21 protein-coding genes are annotated in these 22,778 nt (G+C 69.2%); 11 read left to right on the top strand and 10 right to left on the bottom strand.

Going from position 1 to position 22,778, the window contains the following annotated elements; all coding sequences use genetic code 11:
- Nucleotides 1-95: 95 nt before the first annotated feature.
- The gene (locus ACH34W_RS46045; RefSeq protein WP_395967573.1) at nucleotides 96-761 is read right to left on the bottom strand and encodes a response regulator transcription factor; all 666 of its coding nucleotides are present in this window, start codon (nucleotides 759-761) and stop codon (nucleotides 96-98) included.
- A gap of 342 nt (nucleotides 762-1,103) precedes the next feature.
- Between ACH34W_RS46045 and ACH34W_RS46040 the strand changes: the two genes are divergently transcribed.
- The 3 genes from ACH34W_RS46040 to ACH34W_RS46030 all read left to right on the top strand — a co-directional run bounded on the left by ACH34W_RS46040 (nucleotide 1,104) and on the right by ACH34W_RS46030 (nucleotide 2,326).
- Entirely contained in the window at nucleotides 1,104-1,466 is a 363-nt protein-coding gene (locus tag ACH34W_RS46040) for a 5-carboxymethyl-2-hydroxymuconate Delta-isomerase (protein WP_395967572.1), read from the top strand.
- A 109-nt stretch (nucleotides 1,467-1,575) separates the two neighbouring features.
- A complete protein-coding gene (locus ACH34W_RS46035) occupies nucleotides 1,576-1,866 on the top strand; it encodes a CD225/dispanin family protein (protein WP_395967571.1) in 291 nt (96 codons plus the stop codon).
- Between the two features lie 67 nt (nucleotides 1,867-1,933).
- Nucleotides 1,934-2,326, top strand: a complete 393-nt coding sequence (locus ACH34W_RS46030) for a DUF2752 domain-containing protein (protein WP_395967570.1) — start codon at nucleotides 1,934-1,936, stop codon at nucleotides 2,324-2,326.
- Here the strand turns inward: ACH34W_RS46030 and ACH34W_RS46025 are convergent, their stop codons facing one another.
- From ACH34W_RS46025 to ACH34W_RS46015, 3 genes are all read right to left on the bottom strand, one after another.
- A complete protein-coding gene (locus ACH34W_RS46025) occupies nucleotides 2,327-3,166 on the bottom strand; it encodes a crotonase/enoyl-CoA hydratase family protein (protein ID WP_395967569.1) in 840 nt (279 codons plus the stop codon).
- Nucleotides 3,163-4,620 (bottom strand): DUF418 domain-containing protein, encoded by a 1,458-nt coding sequence (locus tag ACH34W_RS46020; protein ID WP_395967568.1) that lies wholly within the window; start codon nucleotides 4,618-4,620, stop codon nucleotides 3,163-3,165. The genes ACH34W_RS46025 and ACH34W_RS46020 overlap by 4 nt, the downstream gene beginning before the upstream one ends.
- A gap of 84 nt (nucleotides 4,621-4,704) precedes the next feature.
- The gene (locus tag ACH34W_RS46015) at nucleotides 4,705-5,658 is read right to left on the bottom strand and encodes a phosphotransferase family protein (RefSeq protein WP_395967567.1); all 954 of its coding nucleotides are present in this window, start codon (nucleotides 5,656-5,658) and stop codon (nucleotides 4,705-4,707) included.
- Nucleotides 5,659-5,829: 171 nt separating this feature from the next.
- On the opposite strand from ACH34W_RS46015, the gene ACH34W_RS46010 reads away from it, so the two are divergent.
- Nucleotides 5,830-6,378 carry a bacterioferritin gene (locus ACH34W_RS46010; RefSeq protein WP_395967566.1) on the top strand — a complete coding sequence of 183 codons (549 nt, stop codon included), beginning with the start codon at nucleotides 5,830-5,832 and terminating at the stop codon, nucleotides 6,376-6,378.
- Nucleotides 6,379-6,455: 77 nt separating this feature from the next.
- Here ACH34W_RS46010 and ACH34W_RS46005 read toward each other — a convergent pair whose 3' ends face one another.
- Nucleotides 6,456-7,316, bottom strand: a complete 861-nt coding sequence (locus tag ACH34W_RS46005; protein WP_395967565.1) for a thioesterase family protein — start codon at nucleotides 7,314-7,316, stop codon at nucleotides 6,456-6,458.
- A gap of 197 nt (nucleotides 7,317-7,513) precedes the next feature.
- On the opposite strand from ACH34W_RS46005, the gene ACH34W_RS46000 reads away from it, so the two are divergent.
- The 3 genes from ACH34W_RS46000 (at nucleotide 7,514) to ACH34W_RS45990 (ending at nucleotide 11,249) form a co-directional block, all read left to right on the top strand.
- Entirely contained in the window at nucleotides 7,514-8,545 is a 1,032-nt protein-coding gene (locus ACH34W_RS46000; RefSeq protein ID WP_395967564.1) for an alpha/beta hydrolase, read from the top strand.
- Nucleotides 8,546-8,715: 170 nt separating this feature from the next.
- On the top strand, nucleotides 8,716-9,690 hold the full coding sequence (locus ACH34W_RS45995) for an alpha/beta hydrolase (protein ID WP_395967563.1): 975 nt from the start codon (nucleotides 8,716-8,718) through the stop codon (nucleotides 9,688-9,690).
- Nucleotides 9,691-9,716: 26 nt separating this feature from the next.
- On the top strand, nucleotides 9,717-11,249 hold the full coding sequence (locus tag ACH34W_RS45990; protein ID WP_395967562.1) for a phytoene desaturase family protein: 1,533 nt from the start codon (nucleotides 9,717-9,719) through the stop codon (nucleotides 11,247-11,249).
- Nucleotides 11,250-11,318: 69 nt separating this feature from the next.
- Here the strand turns inward: ACH34W_RS45990 and ACH34W_RS45985 are convergent, their stop codons facing one another.
- Nucleotides 11,319-12,323 carry an AsnC family transcriptional regulator gene (locus ACH34W_RS45985; RefSeq protein ID WP_395967561.1) on the bottom strand — a complete coding sequence of 335 codons (1,005 nt, stop codon included), beginning with the start codon at nucleotides 12,321-12,323 and terminating at the stop codon, nucleotides 11,319-11,321.
- Between the two features lie 117 nt (nucleotides 12,324-12,440).
- Between ACH34W_RS45985 and ACH34W_RS45980 the strand changes: the two genes are divergently transcribed.
- The 4 genes from ACH34W_RS45980 to ACH34W_RS45965 all read left to right on the top strand — a co-directional run bounded on the left by ACH34W_RS45980 (nucleotide 12,441) and on the right by ACH34W_RS45965 (nucleotide 18,339).
- Nucleotides 12,441-13,919 (top strand): DHA2 family efflux MFS transporter permease subunit, encoded by a 1,479-nt coding sequence (locus ACH34W_RS45980; protein WP_395967560.1) that lies wholly within the window; start codon nucleotides 12,441-12,443, stop codon nucleotides 13,917-13,919.
- Between the two features lie 118 nt (nucleotides 13,920-14,037).
- Nucleotides 14,038-14,700, top strand: coding sequence for a hypothetical protein (locus tag ACH34W_RS45975; RefSeq protein ID WP_395967559.1), 663 nt, complete (start codon nucleotides 14,038-14,040; stop codon nucleotides 14,698-14,700).
- Between the two features lie 152 nt (nucleotides 14,701-14,852).
- The gene (locus tag ACH34W_RS45970) at nucleotides 14,853-16,886 is read left to right on the top strand and encodes a cytochrome c oxidase assembly protein (RefSeq protein ID WP_395967558.1); all 2,034 of its coding nucleotides are present in this window, start codon (nucleotides 14,853-14,855) and stop codon (nucleotides 16,884-16,886) included.
- Nucleotides 16,887-17,109: 223 nt separating this feature from the next.
- Nucleotides 17,110-18,339 (top strand): Cmx/CmrA family chloramphenicol efflux MFS transporter, encoded by a 1,230-nt coding sequence (locus tag ACH34W_RS45965; protein WP_395967557.1) that lies wholly within the window; start codon nucleotides 17,110-17,112, stop codon nucleotides 18,337-18,339.
- Here the strand turns inward: ACH34W_RS45965 and ACH34W_RS45960 are convergent.
- The 4 genes from ACH34W_RS45960 to ACH34W_RS45945 all read right to left on the bottom strand — a co-directional run bounded on the left by ACH34W_RS45960 (nucleotide 18,232) and on the right by ACH34W_RS45945 (nucleotide 22,688).
- A complete protein-coding gene (locus tag ACH34W_RS45960) occupies nucleotides 18,232-19,053 on the bottom strand; it encodes a carbohydrate ABC transporter permease (RefSeq protein WP_395967556.1) in 822 nt (273 codons plus the stop codon). The two genes, ACH34W_RS45965 and ACH34W_RS45960, sit on opposite strands and share 108 nt — an antisense overlap.
- The gene (locus tag ACH34W_RS45955) at nucleotides 19,050-20,000 is read right to left on the bottom strand and encodes a carbohydrate ABC transporter permease (protein ID WP_395967555.1); all 951 of its coding nucleotides are present in this window, start codon (nucleotides 19,998-20,000) and stop codon (nucleotides 19,050-19,052) included. Before ACH34W_RS45955 ends, ACH34W_RS45960 begins: the two co-directional genes overlap by 4 nt.
- Nucleotides 19,990-21,324, bottom strand: coding sequence for an ABC transporter substrate-binding protein (locus ACH34W_RS45950; protein ID WP_395967554.1), 1,335 nt, complete (start codon nucleotides 21,322-21,324; stop codon nucleotides 19,990-19,992). Before ACH34W_RS45950 ends, ACH34W_RS45955 begins: the two co-directional genes overlap by 11 nt.
- 86 nt (nucleotides 21,325-21,410) lie before the next feature.
- Nucleotides 21,411-22,688 carry an ROK family protein gene (locus ACH34W_RS45945; protein WP_395967553.1) on the bottom strand — a complete coding sequence of 426 codons (1,278 nt, stop codon included), beginning with the start codon at nucleotides 22,686-22,688 and terminating at the stop codon, nucleotides 21,411-21,413.
- Nucleotides 22,689-22,778 lie beyond the last annotated feature (90 nt).

The raw sequence follows: 22,778 nt of genomic DNA, 5'->3' as shown, positions 1-22,778 counted from the left end.
CTACTCATACTTTCCAGGCCATTCCCACAAAGGCCCCGATAGGCCGGGGGCAAAGCGGGGAATGATGGAATGCGAATTTCCTTCATCCACGCCGCTCAGCCGCACCGGTAGCCCATGCCCCGCACTGTCTTGATCTTGTCTGCCCCGACTTTGCGTCGCAGTTGCCGGATGCAGACCTCGACGACGTTCGAGCTCGGGCTGAAGTCATAGCCCCAGACGTGGTCGAGAATCTGACCGCGCGAGACCACCTGCCCCGGGTGCCGGAGCAACAGATCGAGCAGGGCGAACTCTCGCGCGCTGAGGTCGACCGTGCGCCCGTCCTGGGTCTGGGCCTGGCGGGTGCGCAGGTCGAGCGACAGCCCGTTTATGCCGAGAACCATGGGCTCGGCCAATGCCGCCCGCGCGGTGCGCAGCCGCAGCCGGATCCGCGCGAGCAGCTCCTGGAACCGGAACGGCTTGGTCATGTAGTCGTCCGCGCCGCCCTCCAGCCCGGCAACGGTTTCGCGGACGGTGTCGTGGGCCGTAAGGATGATCACCGGCAGGTCGACCCGCGACTCGCGGATTCCACGCAGCACCCCATAGCCGTCGCGGCTCGGAAGACCGATGTTGAGCACGAGCAGGTCGTACTTGCCGGACAAGGCATGGGCGAGCGCCGCGTTGCCGTCACCGACGACGGTCGGGGTGAACTGGTGGGCACGCAGTCCCTCCTCGATGAACCGGGCGGTGCGCTCATCGTCTTCAGCGATCAGAATCCGGTTCACGGCCAGCCTCACCCGTCGTTTGCCGCACCCTTCATCCTGGTGGGAAGCGGAGGACGTCACTGGCCTACCCACTTCGTGAGTCGGCTCACCCACGTTATCAACCAATGCCCTTAACCGTATATTCACGCAATTCGCTAGCAATTATTCCGTCAGCCCCCCACCAATCCACGGCCAAAGGGGGCCGGAGGGGGGTCATCGAGCCGGCCGCCTCGGCGACCCCGGATGGGCGAGTCGGTGCTCGTCCCGGGATGCCTGCCGCCAGTGCCTCCTACGACGATCACTAACCTGGTGGCGCAACAACCGCTGTCGCCACGTTCGTGCAGGCCTGATCAGGAGATGCCCATGCCGCAGATCACCGTCGAGTACTCCGCTCAGTTGGCCGGGAGATTCGATCGGCGAGCGTTCGCGCTGGCGTTGCACGCGGAGGCGTCCGCACTGATCGACAGCACGCTCGGTAGTTTCAAGACGCGCTTCTACCGCCTCGATGAGGTCGTCATCGGTGCGGGCGCTGAGACCGATGTGATGGTCCATGTCGACCTGGCGATCTTGCCCGGCCGGAGCCGGGAGACCAAGCAGAAGCTGGGACAGACCGCCCTCGACCTCCTGGTGCGTCATCTCGGCGACCCCGGCGGCCTGTCCACGCAGGCGACGGTCGAGGTACGCGAGCTCGAAGGCGCCGACTACCACAAACACGTCCTCGTATGAGGATTTTCCGTGGCCACAGGCGGCCTTTTCAGAGGGTTACGAGAACCAATACACCGGGAGCAACGTCAACATCACTGACGCACTCCCATGCTTCGGAGGTTCACTGCACATGAGCTACAACACCCCCGGCTACGGCGGCTACCCCTCCACCCCGTCGGGACCCCCTCCTCCCAACCACCTCGTGTGGGCGATCCTCACCACCCTCTTCTGCTGTCTTCCTGCGGGGATCGCGTCGATCGTCTTCTCCACGCAGGTCAACTCCAAGTGGCAGGCCGGCGACTACGCGGGGGCGCAGAAGGCGTCCAACAACGCCAAGACCTGGGCCATCGTCTCCGCCGTCGCCGGGGCGATCTTCGCCGTCATCTACCTGCTGATCGTCGTAGCGGCGTCGAGCAGCTGACGGCGACGAGATAATCCGACTCATGTCGTACGTGCGCCGGCCCGCCTCATCCCTGAGAGGCGGGCCGGTGTCCAGGTTGGCGAGGCCGGTCGGCGTCCTCGTGGCCACCGCCGCCGTCGTCTCCTATCTCGCCGTCGTCGATCCGAACGAGAGCGGCCACTATCCGACCTGCCCGTTCCTGGCCCTGACGGGCTACCAGTGCCCGGGCTGCGGTTCGCTCCGCACCATCCACGCGCTGGCACATGGAAACCTCGGCGAAGCCTTTGGCCTGAACGTGTTCGCCGTCGCGATGATCCCTGTGCTGGCCTTCTTCTGGATCCGCTGGACCATCGCCTCCGCCCGCGGCCGCCCGGCGCGGACCACGCTCGCGGATCCGCGGCTCCTCTGGGCCTTCCTGGGCCTCGTCCTGATCTTCTGGCTGGTCCGCAATCTCCCGTTCGGCTCCTTCCTCGCCGCCTGATCAGGCGGGGTCGGAGAAGGTCGCGGGCCGCTTCTCGAAGTAGGCACGGACGGCCTCGGCCTGGTTGGGCGAGCCGCGCAGGGCGCCCAGCTCGCGGGACTCCTCAAGATACTGGCCGGCCAGATCGTGGTCGGCGGCGCGGTTGAGGAGCCGCTTGGCGGCGCGGATGGCATCCGGGCTGCTGGCAGCGATCTCACGCGCGAGGACGGTGGCGGCCTGCCGAGGGTCATCGGCGGTACGGGTCGCAAGGCCGAGCCGCACGGCTTCCTCACCCGAGACCATGCGCCCCGTGAACGTCAGCTCCTTGGCCACGTCCTCCCCCACGAGACGGATGAGAGCGGCGGTGCCGGTCATGTCGGGGACGAGGCCCCAGCGGATCTCCAGCACCGACAGTTTGGCGCCGGGCGCAACGATGCGGATGTCGGCGCCGAGCGCGATCTGGAGGCCGCCGCCGAGGGCATGGCCCGTGACCGCCGCGATGACGGGTTGGGGCAGCTCGTGCCAGGCGTGTGCCGCCTGCTGGCCGAGGTTGGTGATGCGGCCGGGCTCGCGTTCGGTGATGTCGGTCAGCAGGCGTTTGAAGCGTTCACCACCCTGCTCGCCGCCGTTCGACGGGGCATCGGCCATCGCGGCGAAGTTGGCGAAGTCGAGACCCGCGCAGAACGAACGGCCCTCGCCCGACAGCACGACCGCGCGGACGGAGGAGTCTGCGGCGATCCGGTCACCGGCTTCGGCGAGCGCTTCGAACGTGGCCATGTCGAGGGCGTTGAGCTTGTCCGGGCGGTTCAGCCGTACGTCGGCCACGCCCTCGTCCACGGCAACGGTCACGCGGTCGGTCATGTCGGGGCCTTCCTCTCCGTCGCGGCTGTCCCGTTCACGATCTCACGGCGTCCGTACATCAACCGGCGCAGCACCACCTCGGCCGGCCCGCGGCGGCCGGTGCGCTCCAGGACGTATGCCGCGACCACGGTGATCAGCCAGACCCCGACGGCGAAGAGCGCCATGGTCGCGCTGCTCATGTGGGCGCCCAGCCCGAGCCCCCACGCGGCCAGGATCGGCGAGAAGAGCAGCGAGTGGCCGAGGTACATGGAAAGCGAGCGCTTGCCGACAGCGGCGACCGCCACCACCGGACGGCTCTCGCGAGTCCGGGCCGACATCCGGTGCGCGATGAGCCCGAAGCAGGCCACGTAACCGATGCCGCACGGGATGCCGGTCACCTCCCGCAGCTGGGAGAGCACGCCCGTCTCGCTGACGGCGGCCCCCGGAACGTCCAGCGCCCCGACATGTGCGAGCGCGGCGGGGAGCGCCCCCAGCCAGCCGATCGTGATGCCAAGGACGGCGGTCCACCGAAGCAGCCGGAGGTGACGGCCGGGCTCTTCGAGGACGCGCCGCCTCGCGGCCCAGAAGCCGAGCAGGAACTGCGGCAGGGTGACCGAAAAGAGCCCGCCTGCGAGCGTCACGAACAGGCCGGTCTCAAGGCGGGTGCGCGCCGCGGTGAGCGGGTTCTCCTCACCGGAGGCGTAAGCCTCGGTGGAGGGCGGCGTGTCCGTGCTGCCATAGGCCCCGAGGTCACCCGTGGCCGCCGCCCAGAGCGCGGGTCCGGCGAGCAGCAACGTCAACGCCCCGAAAAGCAGGCTCCATACGAGCAGGGTCCGGTCCGCTCGGCGGATGAACAACCAGCCGAGCACAAGGCTCGCGACCCCGTACGCGCCCAGGATGTCACCAGCCATCAGCAGCGTCGCATGCAGCAGGCCGAAGACGATCAGCCAGAGGCTGCGCCTGCGGAGAATGCCCACCGCGGCGCGTTCCCCGGTGCCCGCGGCCCGCTGGCGCAGGTAGAGCTGCATCATCCCGTAGCCGAAGAGGAACGCGAACAACGGATAGACGCGCAGGTCAAGCATCATGATCATCAGGAACTGCACGGCGCGGTCGACCAGCGATCCCTCGACCGGATGCCAGCCCGACGGCCCATGCGGCGCCGCGTACAAGTAGAAGGCCGTGTTGGACAGGACGATCAACAGCAACATGAGGCCACGCGCCAGGTCGGGAGCCAGCGCCCGCTCCCCCGCCCGCACCGCCCCACGCGCGATCGCCCTCCGGCCTAGCGCCCCGCTCGGCCCTTCTCCCTCCGTCTGCCTGTCGACCTCCGTACGCCTGTCGACCTCCGCCTGCCCATCCCCCTCCGTCTGCCCGTGTTCCTCCGTCTGCCCGAGTTCCTCCGTCTGCCCGAGTTCCTCCGCCTGCCCGTGTTCGTCGGCGTGCTTGTGTCTTTGTGAACGTGCGGTTCCGCGCATGTCTCCGACGCTAGAAATCTCCCAGCAGGAGGGCATCGTCCGCATGGCTACGGACCGTCAACCAAAGTTGAGCGCCCCCAGCGACTACCAGCCGGTGCGGCGGCGTAGCCACGTCAGGGCGATCTCCCCTTGGGCTTGCTGGAACGCCCGCAAGGTGGGCAGCCCTGAAGGATCAGGCTGGCGTCCAGACCACACGAAGTAACCCGCGAGCGCCACGAGAACGGCCGTCACCGCCGAGTCGTCGGCGCGTGCCGCAGCCGGGTGGGCATCGAAGATCTGCTCGGGCGGCGGGCCACCTTGCATCCGGACGCTCGGCAACATCCCCAGCAAGTCGAACCACGGTGCGGCGAGGCTGGCCCACGGCCAGTCCACGACCACGACACGGTCGGCGGTGAGCAACAGGTTGTCGGCTCGTATATCCGCGTGGGCGAGCGTTGTCCCGGCTGCGGCATCGGCCCACGTCTCCTCCAGCTCAGCCAGACGACCAAGGTGCCGTACGGCCCAGGGGTCCAGTCCGGAGGCATCCTCACCACCGGCCAGGGTGCGCCAGCCACGGAAGGCTTCCGCGAAGCGTTCGCCTGCCGTCGGCACGTCGATGGGAGACGGAGTCATCACTTCGGCAAGATCGCTGAGAGCGTCGAGAACGCGGCGCAACTCATCCGGGTCCCAGGGTTGCCGCGGCATCTGACCGTCGATGTCCTCGAAGAGAAGCGCCACCCAACCGTCCTGGTCGAACGAGGTGAGAAAGGACGGCACCGGCGCGGACGCGGGTATCACGGCCGCCACCCGGGCTTCGGCCCGATGCAAGCCGGGGGTGTCCGCGTTCAGTTCCTCACCGGCCGCCTTAACGAACACCCGTCGCCCATCGTCCAGGCGGAGACGCGCCGCGACGCCAGGTGAGAAACCGCCCGGCTGGGTGCGGGACTCCGCCACCTTGCCGCCGAGATGAGCCTCGATCGCACCGCGCAGCCGCTCTGGAGCCTGCCACCACGACACGCGCACTCCGGTCGCAGGCGGCGGCGACGGATCTCGGCCCATCAAGGCATGGTCCCGGCCCGGCCATCACACGGCAAGCACCTCATTGGAGGTCGGCGGGCCTGATCTGGCGCCGCCATGACTTTGCGTGAGCCCGGATAGGTCAACGACCAGCGGGGAGGGAAGACGCGAGAAGCCATCGAGCGGAATCGAGCGGAGAGGACGGCCCCGAACATGGCCGAGTTTCTGAGTGACGTGACCACGTTGCGGGAACGTGCCCGCGCGGAGATCAACAAGGGCCCGGTGACCGAGGCGTATGACGCGGACGTCGAGCGGGTCATCCAGGTGTGCAACGAGGCCCTCGCCACCGAACTGGTGTGCGTGCTGCGCTACAAGCGGCACGCCTACACCGCGACCGGCATCTACTCCGAGAGCGTGGTGGCCGAATTCCAGGAGCACGCCGCCGACGAGTACGAGCACGTCGGCAAGCTGGCCCACCGCATCACGCAGCTCGGCGGGGAGCCCGACTTCAATCCCGAGATCCTGGCCGGCCGTTCGCACACCCACTACGACGCCAGCCTCGACCTGGTCGAAATGATCAAGGAGGACCTGATCGCCGAACGCGTCGCGATCGCGTCCTACACCGAGATCATCCAGTGGCTGGGCAACGGCGACCCCACCACCCGCCGCGTGTTCGAGGACCTGCTGGCCGACGAGGAGGACCACGCTGACGACCTCCGCAGCCTGCTTGAGCGGCTGCCCAAGGACCTCACGTCGTCCTGAGGTTCGGCCGGCCGAGGCTCTCGCGAGTGCGAATCAACAGCGGCTGCCCGGCACGGGCGATCCGGCGCGGCGGCCGCCTAGGGCTGGGTGTCCACCAGGAGGGTCTGCAGGCCTCGGCCGTAGGAGCCTGAGGCGTCGGCGAGCGTCGACTCGGCCAGGGCGCTTCCGCCCGGCGAGGCGTGGAGACGGGCGCTCATGAAGAGCCATTCGCCGACGGGATCCCGGTGCAGCGCGACGGTCAGATCGGTGTTGATGACCAGCCATTTCGCAAAGTCGATCTGGCTGCCGACGCCCGAGGCACTGTCGGCGAGAACGAGCGTGCGCACCAGCGGCGTGTCGGCCTCTCCTGCGACGAGCGGGATCTTCGCGCGCGCCCAGACCTCGCCTGGCCCCGGCTGCGAAAAGGAGCCCCGCACGAAACGCCACTCCATCGAGGACAGATAGCCGTCCAGGTGCATGCCAGCCCAACCTTCGAACAGAGCCGGCGCCGGTGCCGAGCCAGGCAGGGGCGGCGCCGAGCCGGAAAGAGGTGGGGGCCAGCCGGACAGAGGCGGGGGCGGGGGCATCGGCGCGTTCTCGATCGGCTCGAGGCCCTCCGGCGCGGCCGCGATCCGCCACGCGGTGGCGCGGGCGACGGCCCGCCCCTCGTGGGACAGTTCGCCTTCGAGGAGGGCGACCCGCTTGCCTGGCCGTGCGACCCGCGTCGTGACCCGCAGCGGGGCGACCGGGACTGGGCCGAGGATCTCGACGGTCACCCGTCCGACCCGGCCGCCGGGTCTGGGGTCGTGGCGTTCGAACGCGCGCCCGAGCAGCGCCGACACCGGACCCGCATGCTGGAACTCCGGTGCCCACGGTCCGGCGGTCGCAGGGGTGCCGGCGAACCGGCCGTCACCGAGCGGCTCGTAGAACGCCACGGCGGGCGGCTCCTCGGTGGCCATCCGGCTCCTCCCACGTACCAGAACAATGTTCTAGCCAAACCTAGAACACGCACCCAGATACAGCCGAGGACTCAATTCTCGACAGGTATTTGATCATTTATTGTCACTCGCGTCTATTGTCACATCCTGAGCATCATGACCAGACTCACCTCTCAGCCGCGTGGTCGCCCGGGCTGCGCACCGTTGCGAGGTGACAGATGTCAGCCCTGGTCCACCGCCGTTCGTCCACTCGCCGGCGACGCTCGTTGGCAACGGGCACGATCGCCGCGACCGTCCTGGGCATCGGCGTCGTCAGCACCGGTGCGGCACAGGCCGCCCCCAAGCCGCGGCCCGCGGCGGACGGCGCGCGGATCACCAAGACCGCCAGGCTCGCAGCGCGCACGTTCGACATCACCATCCAGTCGCCCGCGCTCGGCAGGTCTGTGAAGACCCGCATCCTGGTCCCGGCGGGCTGGAAGCAGAACGCCACCCGCACCTGGCCCGTGCTGTACGCGTACCACGGCGGCCAAGACAACTACACGTCCTGGACCAAGAACACCGACATCGAGTCCTGGGCCGCCGCTTACGGCGTCATCGTCGTCATGCCCGAGGCGTCCAACGGCTCGTACGCCAACTGGTACAACTACGGCAAGGGCGGCTCCCCCAGGTGGGATACGTTCCACACCCAGGAGGTCCGCCAGCTCATCGAGCGTAACTACAGGGGCGGCGGCGTTCGGGCGGCTATCGGCAACTCCTCGGGCGGGCAGGGCGCGATCAGCTACGCCGGGCGCCACCCAGGGCTCTTCAGGTACGCGGCGTCACTCAGCGGCGTCCTGTCGATGCGCTCGCCGGGCATGCCCGCGATGCTGATGTTCACGAACGCGGGCAACGGGCAGGATCCGTTCGCCATCTGGGGCATCCCGTTCGCCGATGACGCCAACTGGGCGGCGTACGACCCGCACGCACTCGCCACGAAGCTGAGGGGCACCGGGATCTTCTTCTCGTCCGGCACGACGGGGAGGCCCGGCCCGGGTGACCCGAACGTCGCGCCCTGGGACATCGGCCTGCTGAGCGAGATCGCGGTCGGCGCAAGCAACAACGAGTTCCGCAAGCGGCTCGACGCAGTCGGCGTGCCCTACACCGCACACATCTACGGCAACGGTCGGCACAACTGGCCCGCGTGGATCCGCGAGGCCAAGTTCATCTGGCCGACGCTGATGAAGTCCCTCGGAGCGAGCAAGAAGGCCTGACCCGCCGCTTGCCTCGCAGCCTGAGCCGCGGCGTGACTGCGGCCTCGCGCGGCCGAGCGCGGAGCATTCCACGTTCAAATGTATTTGATAAATGCATAAGCGAGCGCTGACACAATGCGCTGACGGGAATATTCGGGACAACCCTCCGCCGTTCCCGAAAGGCCCCCGCATTGGGTCGACGCATCACCCTCACCGCGCTGGTGGGGGCGTTCATCCTGCTCTTCTCCCTCGGCCACACCATCCGTACCTCCGGACCGGTGATGGCAACTTCCGGAGCGACCGTTGTCACCGAAACAATGGTCGCCCCACGGACACTGGACTTGACCATCGAGTCGCCCGCGATGGGCGGCGAGGAGAAAGTGCGGCTGCTCCTGCCGCCCGGCTGGTCGCGCACCGCCTCGCGCACCTGGCCGACGTTCTGGCTGCTGCACGGCGGCGTCGACGGCTACACCGCCTGGACGCGCGACACCGACGTCGAGCAGCTCACCGCCACCTCCGACGTGCTGGTCGTCATGCCGAACGGCGGCCGCTGCGGCAACTACTCCGACTGGTGGAACCACGGGCAGGGCGGCCCGCCTCGCTGGGAGACGTTCCACATGACGGAGCTCCGGCAGATCCTGGAGCGCGGCTACCGGGCGGGCAGGGCCCGCGTGATCGCCGGTAACTCGATGGGCGGTCTCGGCACCATGCTGTATGCGGCGCGGTTCCCCGGCTCGTTCAGGGCGGCCGTGTCGTTCAGCGGTTACCTGCACACGCTGCACGGACACCGTCCGGGCAACGACTCCACCGGCTGGGGCCCGGCCTTCGCCTGCCCCGGCACCGACTGGCGGCGCGTCTGGGGCGACCCCGACGACCAGGCCGCGATCTGGCACGCCCACAACCCCTACGACCTCGCCGGCCGGCTCAGCGGCGTCCAGCTGCGGGTGACCAGCGGCAACGGGCGGCGCGGGCCGCTCGGCGGGTCGATCCTCCCCGATTTGATCGAGTCCGCGACGTACGACCATGCCCAGGTGTTCAGCGGCCGGCTCCGCAGCCTGGGAATCCCGGTGACGACGCGTTTCTACGACGGCCAGCACGATTGGCCCTACTGGCAGCGCGAACTGCACCTCGCCTATCCCTCGCTGCTGGAGGCGCTCAACCGCTAGCCGCCGCCGTGTGATCTCCTGGTCACATGTATGACGCTGTGATCGCTGGTGGTGGCCACAACGGGCTCGTGGCAGCCGCATACCTGGCTCGGGCGGGCCGCCGGGTCCTGGTCCTGGAACGCCTGGATCATCTCGGCGGCCTGGCCGTGTCGAAACGGGTGTTCCCGGGCGTGGACGCGCGGCTGTCCCGCTACTCGTACCTGGTCAGCCTGCTGCCGTCGCAGGTGGTCCGGGATCTGGGTCTGCGCGTGGAGCTGCGCCGCCGCCGGTTCGCCTCGTACACCCCGCTCGGCGACGGCGGCCTGCTGGTCGACAACGACGATCCCGGACGCACCGCCGCGTCGTTCTCCGGCGTCACCGGTGGCGGCAAGGACTTCGAGGCGTGGCGGCGGTTCTATGAGCTGGCGGGGCACGTCGCCCGGCGCGTGGCGCCGACGCTGCTGGAGCCGCTGCGCGACCGTGAGGGGTTGCGGCGGCTGGTGGACGACGAGGAGGCCTGGCGCGACCTGTTCGAACGGCCGATCGGCGAGGTCGTGGACGAACGGTTCGCGGACGACGACATCCGCGGGGTCGTCCTCACCGACTCGTTGATCGGCACGTTCGCGGACCCCGCGGATCCGGGGCTGCTCGCCAACCGGTGCCTGCTCTACCACGTCGTCGGCGACGGGACCGGCGACTGGAACGTGCCCGTCGGCGGCATGGGGGCGCTGACCGCGGACCTGGCCGACGCCGCCCGCGCCGCCGGGGCCGAGCTGCGCACCGGCATGGAGGTCGTGGCGATCGACCCGTCCGGGGAGGTGACATTCCGGGATAAGAAGGGCGCGGAGCACGCCGTCAGCGCGAAGTGGGTCCTGGCCAACGTGCCCCCGGCCGTTCTGGCACGCCTCACGGGCGAATCTTCAGCCCCGCCCATCCCGGAGGGCTCGCAGCTGAAGGTCAACATGGTGCTGTCACGCCTCCCTCGCCTTCGCGATGCCTCCGTACGGCCGGACGAGGCGTTCGGCGGTACCTTCCACATCAACGAGGCACGCGCGCAGCTCGCGACCGCCTACACCGAAGCCGTCGCAGGCCGCATCCCCACCCTGCCGCCGGCTGAGGTGTACTGCCACTCGCTCACCGACCCGTCCATCCTCAGCCCGGAGCTGCGGTCGGCAGGGGCACACACCCTCACGCTCTTCGGGCTGTACATGCCTGCCCGTCTGTTCCGGGCCGATCCGGCGCGCGCGCGTGAAGAAGCATTGCGGGCCACGCTCAGCTCGTTCAACGCCGTCCTCGCCGAGCCCATCGAAGACTGCCTGCTGCGCACGCCGGACGGCGCGCCCTGCCTTGAGGTGAAGACCCCCGTCGACCTGGAGGACGAGGCCGGGCTGCCGGGCGGCCACATCTTCCACCGCGACCTGTCCTGGCCGTACGCCGAGGACCCGGCCGAGACCGGACGTTGGGGAGTCGAGACGGAGCATCCGCGGGTGCTCCTGTGCGGCGCGGGCGCGCGACGCGGAGGCGGCGTCAGCGGCATCCCAGGGCACAACGCTGCCCGCGCCGTTCTCGGAACGGCCTAGCCAAACACGGAACGGCCCAGGCAACCACCCCACAGAACGGCCTGGCCATATACGGAACGGCCTACCGGATCACGGCTGGCCGAGCAGACTGCCCACACGTTTGACGTTCTGGATGATCGGGCTCGTCTCGACGTGCCCGATCGCCTTCAGGGCCGCGACGCGCCCGGTCAGGTAGCGGTAGAGGGCGCCGGAGTCGCGGCATACGACCTGCGCTGCGAGATTGGTGGGACCCGTCGTGGCTGCGGCGAAGACGACCTCGGGATGCTCGGCCAGGGCCGCGCCGGTGGCCGCCAGCTCGGCCGGCGGCACGTTGATCCACAGGCGCGCGGCGGTGTGCAGGCCGACGTACGGCAGGTCGAACTCGGCGTAGTAGTGCAGGACGCCCGAGGCACGGAGCTGATCGAGGCGGCGGCCGACGGTCGACGGCGACCAGCCGGTCGCGGCGGCGAGCTCCGCGTGCCCGGCCCGGCCGTCGCGGGCGAGGACGTCGAGGAGCCGCTGGTCGCCTTGATCCAGCGCGGCGTGCAGGTCGAGCGGATCGACCTCGCCGGACGGGCCGGGCCCGTCCGGCGGCCGATCAGCGCGGAGCTGCCGGCTCTCGTCGGCCGTGAGCGCGTCCAGACCGCGGAGCCGGTTGGGCGCACCGTAGAAGGCGTGCAGGACGGAGTACGCGCCGACGGCGACGACCCGGCTGCTCCTCGGCAGCTTGTCCAGCAGGAGCTGCTCGCTCTCGTCCTGGCTGCGGGCGCGCGTGATGCAGAGGATCTCGGTGCCTCCCGAGACGAGCTGCACCCACGAGGTGTCGGGACGGCGCGCGAGGGCCGCCGCCACGCCCTGGGCGGCGCCGGGGACGCAGCGCAGCCGGAGCAGCCATCTCCCGGCCGCGAAGTAGTTGGCGGGCGGGACTCCAACGACGCGGAGCAGATCGCGGCTGCGTAGCCGGCGATAGCGCCGGGCGATCGTCTGGTCGGAGACACCCAGCACGTCCGCGATGCGGCTGAACGGGGCGCGGCCGTCCAGCTGCAAGGAATGGATCAACTTGCGATCAAGCTCGTCGGCGATGTCGGATTCCACCGTCTGAAGCTAGCAGATGTCGAAAGCATCGAAGGTCGACCCCTTTGAGTGGCGATTGGCGCACCCATGGCCACACGGTTGTCGGGATTTCCCGAAAACGACCGTGAAGGGATCGAAATGGGTAAGTGGTGGCCGCTGACGGCGGTGTGCATGGGAGCGTTCATGCTCCTGGTGGACGTCAACATCGTGACGGTGGCGTTGCCGGACATGTCTGCGGGTCTGAAGACGTCATTCTCATCACTGCAATGGGTGATGGACATCTACGCGCTCGTTCTCGCCGCCCTCCTGCTGGGCGCCGGTGCGCTCGCCGATCTCGTCGGGCACCGCAGGGTGTACGTGCTGGGGCTGGCAGTGTTCGCGCTGTCGTCGCTGGCCTGCGGACTCGCGCCGAACGTCACGGTCCTCATCGCGGCCCGCGCGGCCCAGGGGGCCGGAGCCGCCATGATGTTCGCAACGACCGTCGCCCTGGTCAATGCCTCGTACGAGGGACGCGCCCGGACGGCTGCCTTCGGCATCTGGGGTGCGGTCAACGGCGCCGCCTCCGGAATCGGGCCGATCCTGGGCGGCCTGGTCACGCAGCAGTTCGGCTGGCGCTGGGTCTTCCTGGTGAACCTCCCGGTCAGCGTGGTGGCCGTGGCCCTGACGCTGCGCGTGGTCACCGAAACCCGCCCTGCGAAGGCGCCACGCCATCGTTCATTGCGGAACATGGACCTGCCTGGGGTCGTGCTGTTCGCAGCGGGTGCGGGCGCGGTGACGTATGCGCTGACGAGGGCGGGCGAAGCCGGATGGACCTCGTACACGACACTCGGCTTGTTCGCCGCTGGCGCCGTGGCCCTCGCGGCGTTCACAGTGGCGGAGATCCGGAGCCCGCACCCGATCCTGGACCTGCGTCTGTTTCGCGGCGCGTCGTTCACCGGGCTCATGATCGCCTCGCTGGTGATGTCCGGCGCGGCCTTCGCGTACCTGCTCTACACGTCGCTGTGGCTGCAGTCCGTCCAGGGTCTCAGCGCGATCGGCGCCGGCCTGGTGATCCTGCCGATGAGCGGCCTGGCCTTCGTGTCCTCATGGCTGACAGGCCGTTTCCTGCACGGCGTCTCGCCCCGCTGGACCATCGGGTCCGGGCTGCTGCTCATCGGGATCGGCACCCTGAGCCAGGCGGTGCTGACCGCCGGATCCGGGTGGGCCGCCGTGCTCCCCGGCTTCGCGATCACGGGTGCGGGGGTCGGGATCGCCCTTCCCAACGTGACGGCGGCCGCGATGGCCTCCGTGCCACAGGAGCGCGCCGGAATGGCGGCGGGGGCGGTCGGCGCCTTCCGGCAGCTCGGTTACGCGCTCGGGATCGCCGTGCTCGGGGGCGTGTTCCAGGGCGCGCTAGAACAGGCTCTCCGGCACGACGTCCCCGATGCCGCCGCCACGGCCGAGGCCCTCACCGGCGGCCGGGCCGCCCAGGCCCTCGCCGAGGCGCCCGAAGCCGCACGCGCCGCGTTCGCCACAGGATTGAACACCGCGACCGCGACAGCCGCGGCCATCGCCCTGACGGCGGCCGTCGCGGCCCTGGTCCTGGTCCGCCGCCCCTCCGCCGAGATCACAGATTAAGGTCGGGGGCATGGACGAGTATGCGGACCCCATCATGCCGAGCCGGCATGACCCGGATGTGGATCCGTTGACCACGTCCGCCGGCTGCTCAAACTCCTACTCTGGATAAACCTCGGACATGCGCAAGTCAGACCGTTGGTCCTTTGTGGCCTTGGGCATCGGCGTGGCCGTGATTTTGGGCGGCGTGCAACTCTTCGCCATGCTTGACGATCCCCCGGCGCCACCGCCCGCTCCCAAGCCCGCGTTCTGTCCTGATAACCCCACCAGAGGTGCCCGGTCCGGCACCAGCTACGAAGAAGTGGCGGCGCCCTACCAGGGGAAGGGACCGCACCCAGTGGAACTGGTCCTGATGCAGGAGGACGTCGAGCAGATCGACCTACCCCTCGCATGGAAGCCGGGCCTTAACGACGGGCCGCCCAAGGTCCAAGTGGTGGCCTGCGTGTATCAGAACATGGTCCGCTCCCCCGAGAAGAGGCCGACCTGCCTCTACTCCCACCTGCCCGGCCATCTGTCGCACTCCCTGCGAACCCAGAGGGATCTCTCTAAGGCCATCAAGGTTTCGTTGTTGAAGGCTCGGTACGCCTTCCAGTTGTACGAGGCGAAGACCGCCAAGCCGCTCGGCCGGTTCGAGGTGGCAGGGGCGAAGCACTGCCCCGCCCAATACAGGCTCAATACCGGTGGCGTGATCGCCCAGGAACCCGACGAAGAAGGCCTGCGCAAGGCCCTGCGCCCCTACGTCGAACGCACCCTCAGCGCCCAGCCCTCACCCAGCCGAAGCTGACAGCTCGCCGAAGGTAGGGCGCTTCCGCCAGCGACACACCCCCGCAAACCGCCCACTGAGTTGAACGAACCGCCGGCGGTGTCCGTACCTGTGATCACCGGGCCGGGTTCGTCCTGCCCGGGCGACGGTCGCCAGGAGGAGGGCCCAGCCCAATGGTTGCTGAAAGCAAGCCCGTCAGCAGACCCGTCAGCGGGCCCGCGCCGCTGAGTGACCTCCGGATGCTCTGGCTTGGCATGGCGGCGGTCGCGCTGGTGATCCTGGCGGTGGTCATCCGGTTCGGCGGCGCGTTCAGCTCGGCGGCGGTGCCGGAGCTCACGCAGGCCGGGGCGTTCACCAAGGGCGGGCTTTCCATCGCCAAGCTCGCGATGAACGTGGCCGGAACCATCACCGTGGGCTGGCTTCTGATGACCGCGGTGTTCCTGCCGGACCAGGACGGCAAGCTGTCGGGCCTGGCGCAACGGTGCCTGCGAGGGGCGGCGGTGAGCGCGATCGCCTGGGCGATGTCCACCCTCGCCATGATCGTCTTCTCGATCTCCGATCTGTTCGGCGTGCCGGTCACGACCGGGATCTCGGGGAACATGCTGCGCACGTTCCTCCTCGAACTCCCCCAGGGAAAGGCTCTGCTTGTTGTCACGGCCGTCGCCGCGGTGATCTCGATCGCCGCGCACCTGCCTCGTACGGCGAGCGGCTCCGGTTATCTGCTCGTTCTCGCTGTCGCGGGCCTCCTGCCGCCCATCTTCACCGGGCACGTCGCCGGCAGCGACGACCATGCCCTCGCCGTGTTCAGCCTCGCGGCGCACATCGCCGGCGCGGCCCTGTGGGTGGGCGGGCTGGTGGTCCTGGTGGCGATGTCACGGTCGACGCGCGGAGAGCTGCCATACGTGGTGCCGCGCTACAGCGTCCTGGCTCTCGTCTGCTTCGTGGCCGTCGGCGCCAGCGGCCTGGCCAACGCGTGGGTACGCCTTGGCGGCATCGACGTGGGTTCCCGATACGGAGCGCTCATCGTTGGAAAGACGGTGGCGCTCATCGGGCTGGGTGCCCTGGGCTGGTGGCACAGGCGGCGGAGCATCCCTTCTCTGCGCACCGAACGGCGCACGCGGGTCTTCCTCCGGATCGCCGCGATCGAGCTCCTGGCCATGGCCGCGACCATGGCTCTGGCCACCGGCCTGTCCCGTACACCGCCGCCCGAGGTGCCGCAGGGAACGCTCAACGCGGTCACGTTGCGGCTCGGCTTCCCGCTTCCCGACTCCGGGAGCATCCAGTCGTACGTGCTGGACTGGTGGATCGACCCGCTCTTCCTGCCGCTCATCGTCACCGGGGCCGTCCTGTACGCCGCCGGAGTGGTCCGCCTGCGGCGCAACGGCACGCCCTGGCCGCTCCCGCGCGTGGTGGCGTGGTTCGCAGGGCTCGCCGTGCTGTTCGCCGTGACGTGCGGTGGGCTGGCCCGCTTCAGCATGGTGCTCTTCAGCGCGCACATCGTTCAGCACATGGCGCTGAGCATGATCGTGCCGATTCTCCTGGTGTTCGGCGCGCCCGTCACGCTCGCGATGCGCGCGCTGCGCAGCGGCCCCACGGCCGCCGGTCGTACGCCTCGTGAGCTGATCCTCGCGCTGTTGGAGAGCCGGGCAGCGCGGATGTTCGCACATCCTCTGGTGGCGCTGGCGCTCCTCATCGGCAGCCTCTATGGCTTCTACTTCTCATCGTTGTTCGAAACGACGCTGCGAAACCATGCCAGTCACTCGCTGGCCATGGCCGTCTTTGTGTTCAGCGGCCTGTGCTTCTGGTCGGCCATGGGCGCCCCTTCGAGATCCCGGACCTTTACTCGTTCGTCGCTGCTGCTGCTGATGGTGTGCCACGCGTTCTTCGGCGTCGCGTTCATAAGCTCCGGCGACGTCCTGGCAGGAGACTGGTACTCGGGGCTCGGCCGTACGTGGGGAGCCACACCGGCCCAGGACCAGCAGACGGGCGGCATGCTCGCCTGGATCCTTGGATGGATCATCACCCTGCTGGCCCTCGCCTACAACCGGCGGCAAAGCGGCGCCCCGGAAGCAAGCAGCCCGCGCGAACGCAGCAGCACGCCACCGATCTGGCCGTTGCCCGCGATGGCCAACGCAGGCGCCTGGCGCGGTGACAGCCCGAGGCTGAGCCGTTCTGAGGCGGGAGTCAAGGCGGAGGAGGACGCCTGACACCGGACCTTATGGCCCCCGTCCGACGGCTAATTCGTTTGAGGGGCTGTGTGAGGCGTGAGTAGTGTGGCTCGGGTGATGAGCCCAGAGTCGGACAGAACCGAGCCGCCGGTCGCCCGGCGGCGGATTGTCTGACCCGGTAATCAACCGGGCTTCTTGGATCGATCTCGCATTCCGGTGACCGGACACGTGTCCCGTGTTCCGTCGACGCTGGAGTCGATCCTTGCCTGTGTTCATCTATGTCCTGGGCCTTGCCGTCTTCGCCCAGGGAACCTCCGAGTTCATGCTGTCCGGTCTCGTACCGGGTATCGCCCGTGACCTGTCGGTCTCGGTGGGCGCCGCCGCGAGCCTGACGTCCGCGTACGCCATCGGAATGATCGTCGGGGCTCCGATGATGGCCGCGCTGAGTGCACGATGGCCACGTCGCCGCGCGCTTGCGACCTTCCTGGCGGCGTTCGTCGTCGTGCACGTCATCGGTGCGGTGACGACGGACTTCATGGTGCTGTTCGCGACGCGGGCCCTGGCCGCGATCGTCAACGCCGGTTTCCTCGCCGTCGCGATGTCCGTCGCGACGGCGCTGGCCGGCCCGGCCAAGCAAGCCCGGGCTACTTCGGTCCTGGTGTCAGGGGTGACGCTCTCGTGTGTGGCAGGTGTGCCGGCGGGCGCGTTGCTGGGAGACGTGGCCGGTTGGCGATCGGTTTTCTGGGCGGTCGCGGCTCTGTGCCTGCCCGCGCTGGTGCTGGTGTTCCGGTCCGCCCCTGCTGATGCGGCGCGGCAGGAGGATGTGTCGATCCGGCAGGAAGCGCGCGCGTTGACGTCGCGGCCGGTACGGAAGGCGATGGTGCTCGCGGCCGTGGTCAACGGGGCGACCTTTGCGACCTTCGCCTACCTGGCCGTCATCGCCACCGATGTCACCCATCTCCCCGAGCGCGCGGTGCCCGGGCTGCTCGCCGCCTTCGGCGCCGGTGCCTTCGCCGGCGTGGCCGTGGCCGGACGTCTCGACGTCCGGCGGGGGCTGGTCCTCGCCGTGTGCGCACTGGCCGGTGGCTGGGCGGCGATGGCTTTGACCAGCGCTCACGCGGTCCCGCTGTTCACTCTGGCGGTCATCCAGGGTGGGATGTCGTTCGGGATCGGGTCGATGCTCATCAGCCGGGTCATGGACGCCGCGTCCAACGCGCCTTCGCTGAACGGGTCGTTCGCCACCGTCGCGTTGAACGTGGGCGCGTTCGCCGGTCCGCTGCTCGCCGGAATCGCCTCGGAGAGCACCAACGATCATCGGAGCGCCATCTGGGTCAGTGCCGTCCTGGCCGCGATGGCGATCGTCGCGGTTGGGCGGAGGCGGCCGCTATCCCTTGATGGCGCCCTGGGTGATGCCGTTGACGAAGCTGCGCTGGAACGTGAGGTACACGGCGACGATCGGGGCGATCACTATCAGGCACGCGGCGGACAGTAGGGGGATGTCCGTGGAGTACTGGCCGACGAAGAAGCCCAGGCCGGTCGGTGCGTTACGCCGGGAGGGATCCTGCATCATGACCAGGACCAGGAGGAACTGGTTCCACGACCACATGAAGTACAGGACCGAGAGCGTCGTGATCGCGGGCCAGGAGACCGGCAGCAGCACCCGGACCAGCACGATGAGGTCCCGGGCGCCGTCGATGCGCGCCGCCTCGACGAGTTCGTCGGGCACGCTGGAGAAGTGCGCCTGCATCCAGTACACGCCGAACGGCATGAACAGCGCCGCCTCGGCCAGGATGACGCCGAGATAGGAGTTGGTGAGGCCGACCTCGCGCAGGTTGAAGTAGAGCGCTACCACCACGAGCTCGACCGGGAGCGTGAGGCCGAGGACGAACCCGGCCGACAGCTTCCGGTTGCCCCAGACCTTGAGGACCGTCAGCCCGTACGCGGCGAGGGTGGCGAGGATGACCGCCAGCGGCACGACGCAGAACGTGATCAGGGCGCTGGACCGCATGAGGGCGGTGAAGTTGCCGCGTTCCCACGCGCGGCTGAAGTTGCCCCACGACCAGTGGTCCGGGATGCTCAGCCCGCTGATCGGCGAGCCGGCGGGGTGCAGGGCGGCCAGGATGATGCCGAGGAACGGCACCAGGATCATGCCCGCCAGGAGGATGAGCAGTCCGTACCGGACGGTGACTCCGCCGCGCGCGGTCATGTCGCCTCCCTGGTGAAACGGCGGATGAGGCCGACGATGGCGACGACGATGACGGTCAGCACGACGGCCAGCGCGCTGGCGCCGCCGATGTCGCCCTCGCTGAACGCCAGCCGGTAGACCAGCAGGGCCGGCACGTTGGTCTGCCCGGCCGGGCCGCCGTTCGTGGTGACGTAGACGAGGTCGAAGCTGGCCAGCGCGGCGATGGTGGTGATGACCCCGGCGATGGTGATCTCTTTGCGGACGCCGGGCAGGGTGACATGGAGGAACTGGCTGAACGATCCGGCGCCGTCCAGGGTGGCCGCCTCATAGAGGGCCGGGTCGATCTTCTGCGCCCCGGCGAGGAAGAGCATCATGCACAGCCCGCTCATCGCCCAGGTGCCGATGAACCCGAGCGCGATCAGCGCCAGGTCGTAGTCGCCCAGCCAGGCCCGGGTGAACGAGCCCAGGCCGACCAGGTCGAGGAACTGGTTGACGACGCCGGACTCGCTGTAGAGCCACCGCCAGGTGACGCCGACGGCGACGAGCGGCAGCACCTGGGGCAGGAAGAACACGACCCGGAAGAACGTCATGCCCCGGCGGACCTTGCCCATCAGCAGGGCCGTCATGAGCAGCCCCGCCACGATGGGGAGGAACGAGAAGAAGACGATCAGCACCAGGCCGTGCAGGACGGCCTCGTACAGCGCCTCCTCCTGGAGGATCTTGACGTAGTTGTCGAAGCCCGCCCAGGTCGGCGCGAGAATGCCGTCCCAGGTGAAGAACGACAGGCGCAGCGTGTTCAGCGCCGGCCAGATGGCGAATCCCAGGTAGACCGCGAGCGCGGGCAGCACGTAGAGCCAGCCGCGCACCCGCCGGCCGCGGCCGGGCGGGCGGTGGTGGCGCCGGCCGGCCGCAGATGCGGCCGGCGCGGCCCGCGGCGGGGAGTCCGCCGTGGTCACATCATGAGCCATGGTGCCCGTCCCACGACTTCTGCAGGGAGCTCAGGAAGCCGTCGGTGGTCATCTTGCTGCTGATCAGTCCCTGCACGCCCGGGGTCAGCTTGTCGATCATGCCCGGCGAGGCGAAGTCGGGGAACGGGACGATGCCGTTCTGCTGGGACACCGGGCCGAACGCGGCGGCGATCTCCCCGCGCAGTCCCTGGGCGCCGACGTCGGCCTTCGGGTCGACGGGCATGAACCCGGTCTCGAACTGGATCTTCGCCGCTTCGGGCGAGCCGAGGTAGTCGAGGAACGCGGCGGCGACGTTCGGGTGCTTGGTCTTGGAGGAGATGGCGTAGGCGACGCTCGCGCCCGAGGCGACCGAGGGCGGCCCGGCCGTCGCCGAGGGCAGGAGGAAGAAGCCGACGTTGTCCTTCAGCTTCGACTCCATCTTGGCGGCGGTCCAGTTGCCCGTGATGATGAAGGTGTTCTTGCCGTTGGCGAAGTCGGCCTGCGCGTCGGTGTCGGCCGTGGCGTTCGACGACGGCGGGATGTATCCCTTCTTCACCCAGTCGATCAGTGTCTGGGTGGCCTTCCGCGCGTCCGGGGTCTCGATCGTGGCCTTGGGCTGGCCGTACACCCAGGAACGGTAGGCGGAGACGTCACCGGTGACGTTGAGGAGCGCGTTCCATACCTGGAAGCCGCCGACCTCCAGCCCTCCCACGCTCAACGGAGCCTGACCGGCGCCCTTGGCCTTCTGCATCGCGGCCTCGAACTCGGCCAGCGTCCGAGGTGCTTCCTTGACACCCGCCTTGGACAGGAGCGACTTGTTGTAGAACACGCCCAGCACGGACATCGCGCCAGGCGCGGCGTACAGGCTGCCAGTGCCGAACTGCTTGGCCGTCTTGTCGGAGCTGAGGACTTCCAGGCTCGACTTGGGGAACTTGGTGTCCCAGCCGTACGCCTTGGCCCACTGGTCCAGGTTCAGCACGAGGCCGGCCGGAACGAGGGAGTTCATCGCGCCGGGGTTGTACTGGGCGATGTCCGGCGGCGCGCCCGACGACATCGACAGCTTGATCGACTTGACGTAGTCCTTGAACTGCGTCTGCTGGGGCTTGATCGTGACGTTCGGGTGCTTCTTGGTGAAGCCCGCGATGAGCGCCTTGGTCGGCGGGTCGTCGGTGTAGGCCATGGTGAGCGTCACCGGCTCGCTGGGAACGGTCGTCGACACGTCGATGTTCTTCGTCGCGCCCGCGTCCGGGCTGCTGCTGCCCGCGCAGCCCGTCAGGGCGAGCGCCGACGCGGTGCCGAGCGCGACGAACGCCGCTCGGCGGCGGGCTGGTGCCGTCATACGCATGGATGTTCTCCTTCGTCGGGATACCGGTGCCGGCCGGTCGGGGGATTCAGCCGGTCGCGGGGGGCGCCTGGTGTCCTCGAACGCCGTCATGAGATCTCCTGACGGCTGCTCCGGTGCAGGCCGAACTTGGTGCGTTCGATCTCGTCCAGCGAGTGGCGCAGCGCGCCGTGGACGACGGCGTCGTCCTGGAGCGCCGAGACCTCCAGGGCGGGCTGGTCGAGGGGTTCGCCGGCCAGGTGGGCGCGGACCGCGGCGAGCAGGGGTTCGCCGCACCGGGCCATGGGACCGCCGATGACCACCAGCCGCGGGTTGAGGATCGCCCGGATCACGCTGACGCCCTTGGCGAAGCGCCGCGCGACCACGTCGATCGCCGCCAGGGCGGCAGGCGTGCCGGCGGCGACGGCGTCCAGCACGGCGTCGAACCCGCGCTCCCCCGCGGCATCGATCCGTGCCCGGAACGCCGCGTCGCCGTCGCGTCCGGCCGCCGCCACGGCCAGCCGGACGATCTCCTCGCCGCCGACCCGTTGCTCGAACGGGCCGAGCCCGTGCGGACCGAGCCCGTGCGGATGGCGGGTTGCCGCGACGGGGCCTGTCTCCTGGTCGTCGCAGAACAGATCGAGGAAGCCGACGTCGCCCGCGTCGTTGGAGGCGCCGCGGTAGAGCTCGCCGTTCAGCACGATCCCGGCGCCGACGCGTTCGCCCCAGTGGACCATCACCAGGGAGTCCTCGCGTCGCTCGGTGCTCCGCCAGCGCTCACCCTGAGTGGCCAGCTTGACGTCGTTGTCGAGGTAGATCGGGCAGCCGAGCACGTCCTTCAGGCGGCGGACGAGGATGTCGCCCGCCAGGCCCGGCATGCTCGGGATGAGCTTGACGACCCCGGCTTCCGGGTCGACTATGCCGGGCGTTCCGACCGAGGCGAACCAGACATCACCGGCCGTGACGCCGGCCGACATCAGCGTGCGTTCAGCCGTGGCCAGCAACGCCTCCACCGCCTCCGCGCCGCCCATGCCGGCGCCGAGCTGCACCACGTCGGTGGCGGTGACCGTCCCGGCCAGGTCGGAGACCGCGACCCGCAGATCCTGCGGGCTGATCGAGAGACCGAGCACGTAGCCCGCCTCCGCCCGGAACCGCACGAGCTGTGCGGGACGTCCCGCCCGGGTGGAGTCGCGGTCAAGGGAGCCGAACTCGACGAGGCCCTCCTCGACCAGCGCGTTGAGGGAACGGGTGACCGCCTGCCGGGAGAGCCCCACGGCCTTGGCCAGCGCGGACACGCTCATGCTGGTCTCGGTACGCAGCCTCCGCAGGATCGCGGCGGCGTTGACCTCCCGCATGAACTGCGTGCCGGCGGCGACCAGATCCTTCATCAGCCCGCCTCCCTGACGTCGATCATGCATGCCGTGGCGGTACGCTAGCATATTAATTATGGACCGTACGGAACTAATCGCCAAGGGGTG

Origin of the sequence: Actinomadura sp. 6N118 (assembly GCF_044326415.1) — a bacterium.
Taxonomy (GTDB): domain Bacteria; phylum Actinomycetota; class Actinomycetes; order Streptosporangiales; family Streptosporangiaceae; genus Spirillospora.
Note: the sequence above shows the minus strand (reverse complement) of the source record. Positions and strands in the feature narration are given on the sequence as shown.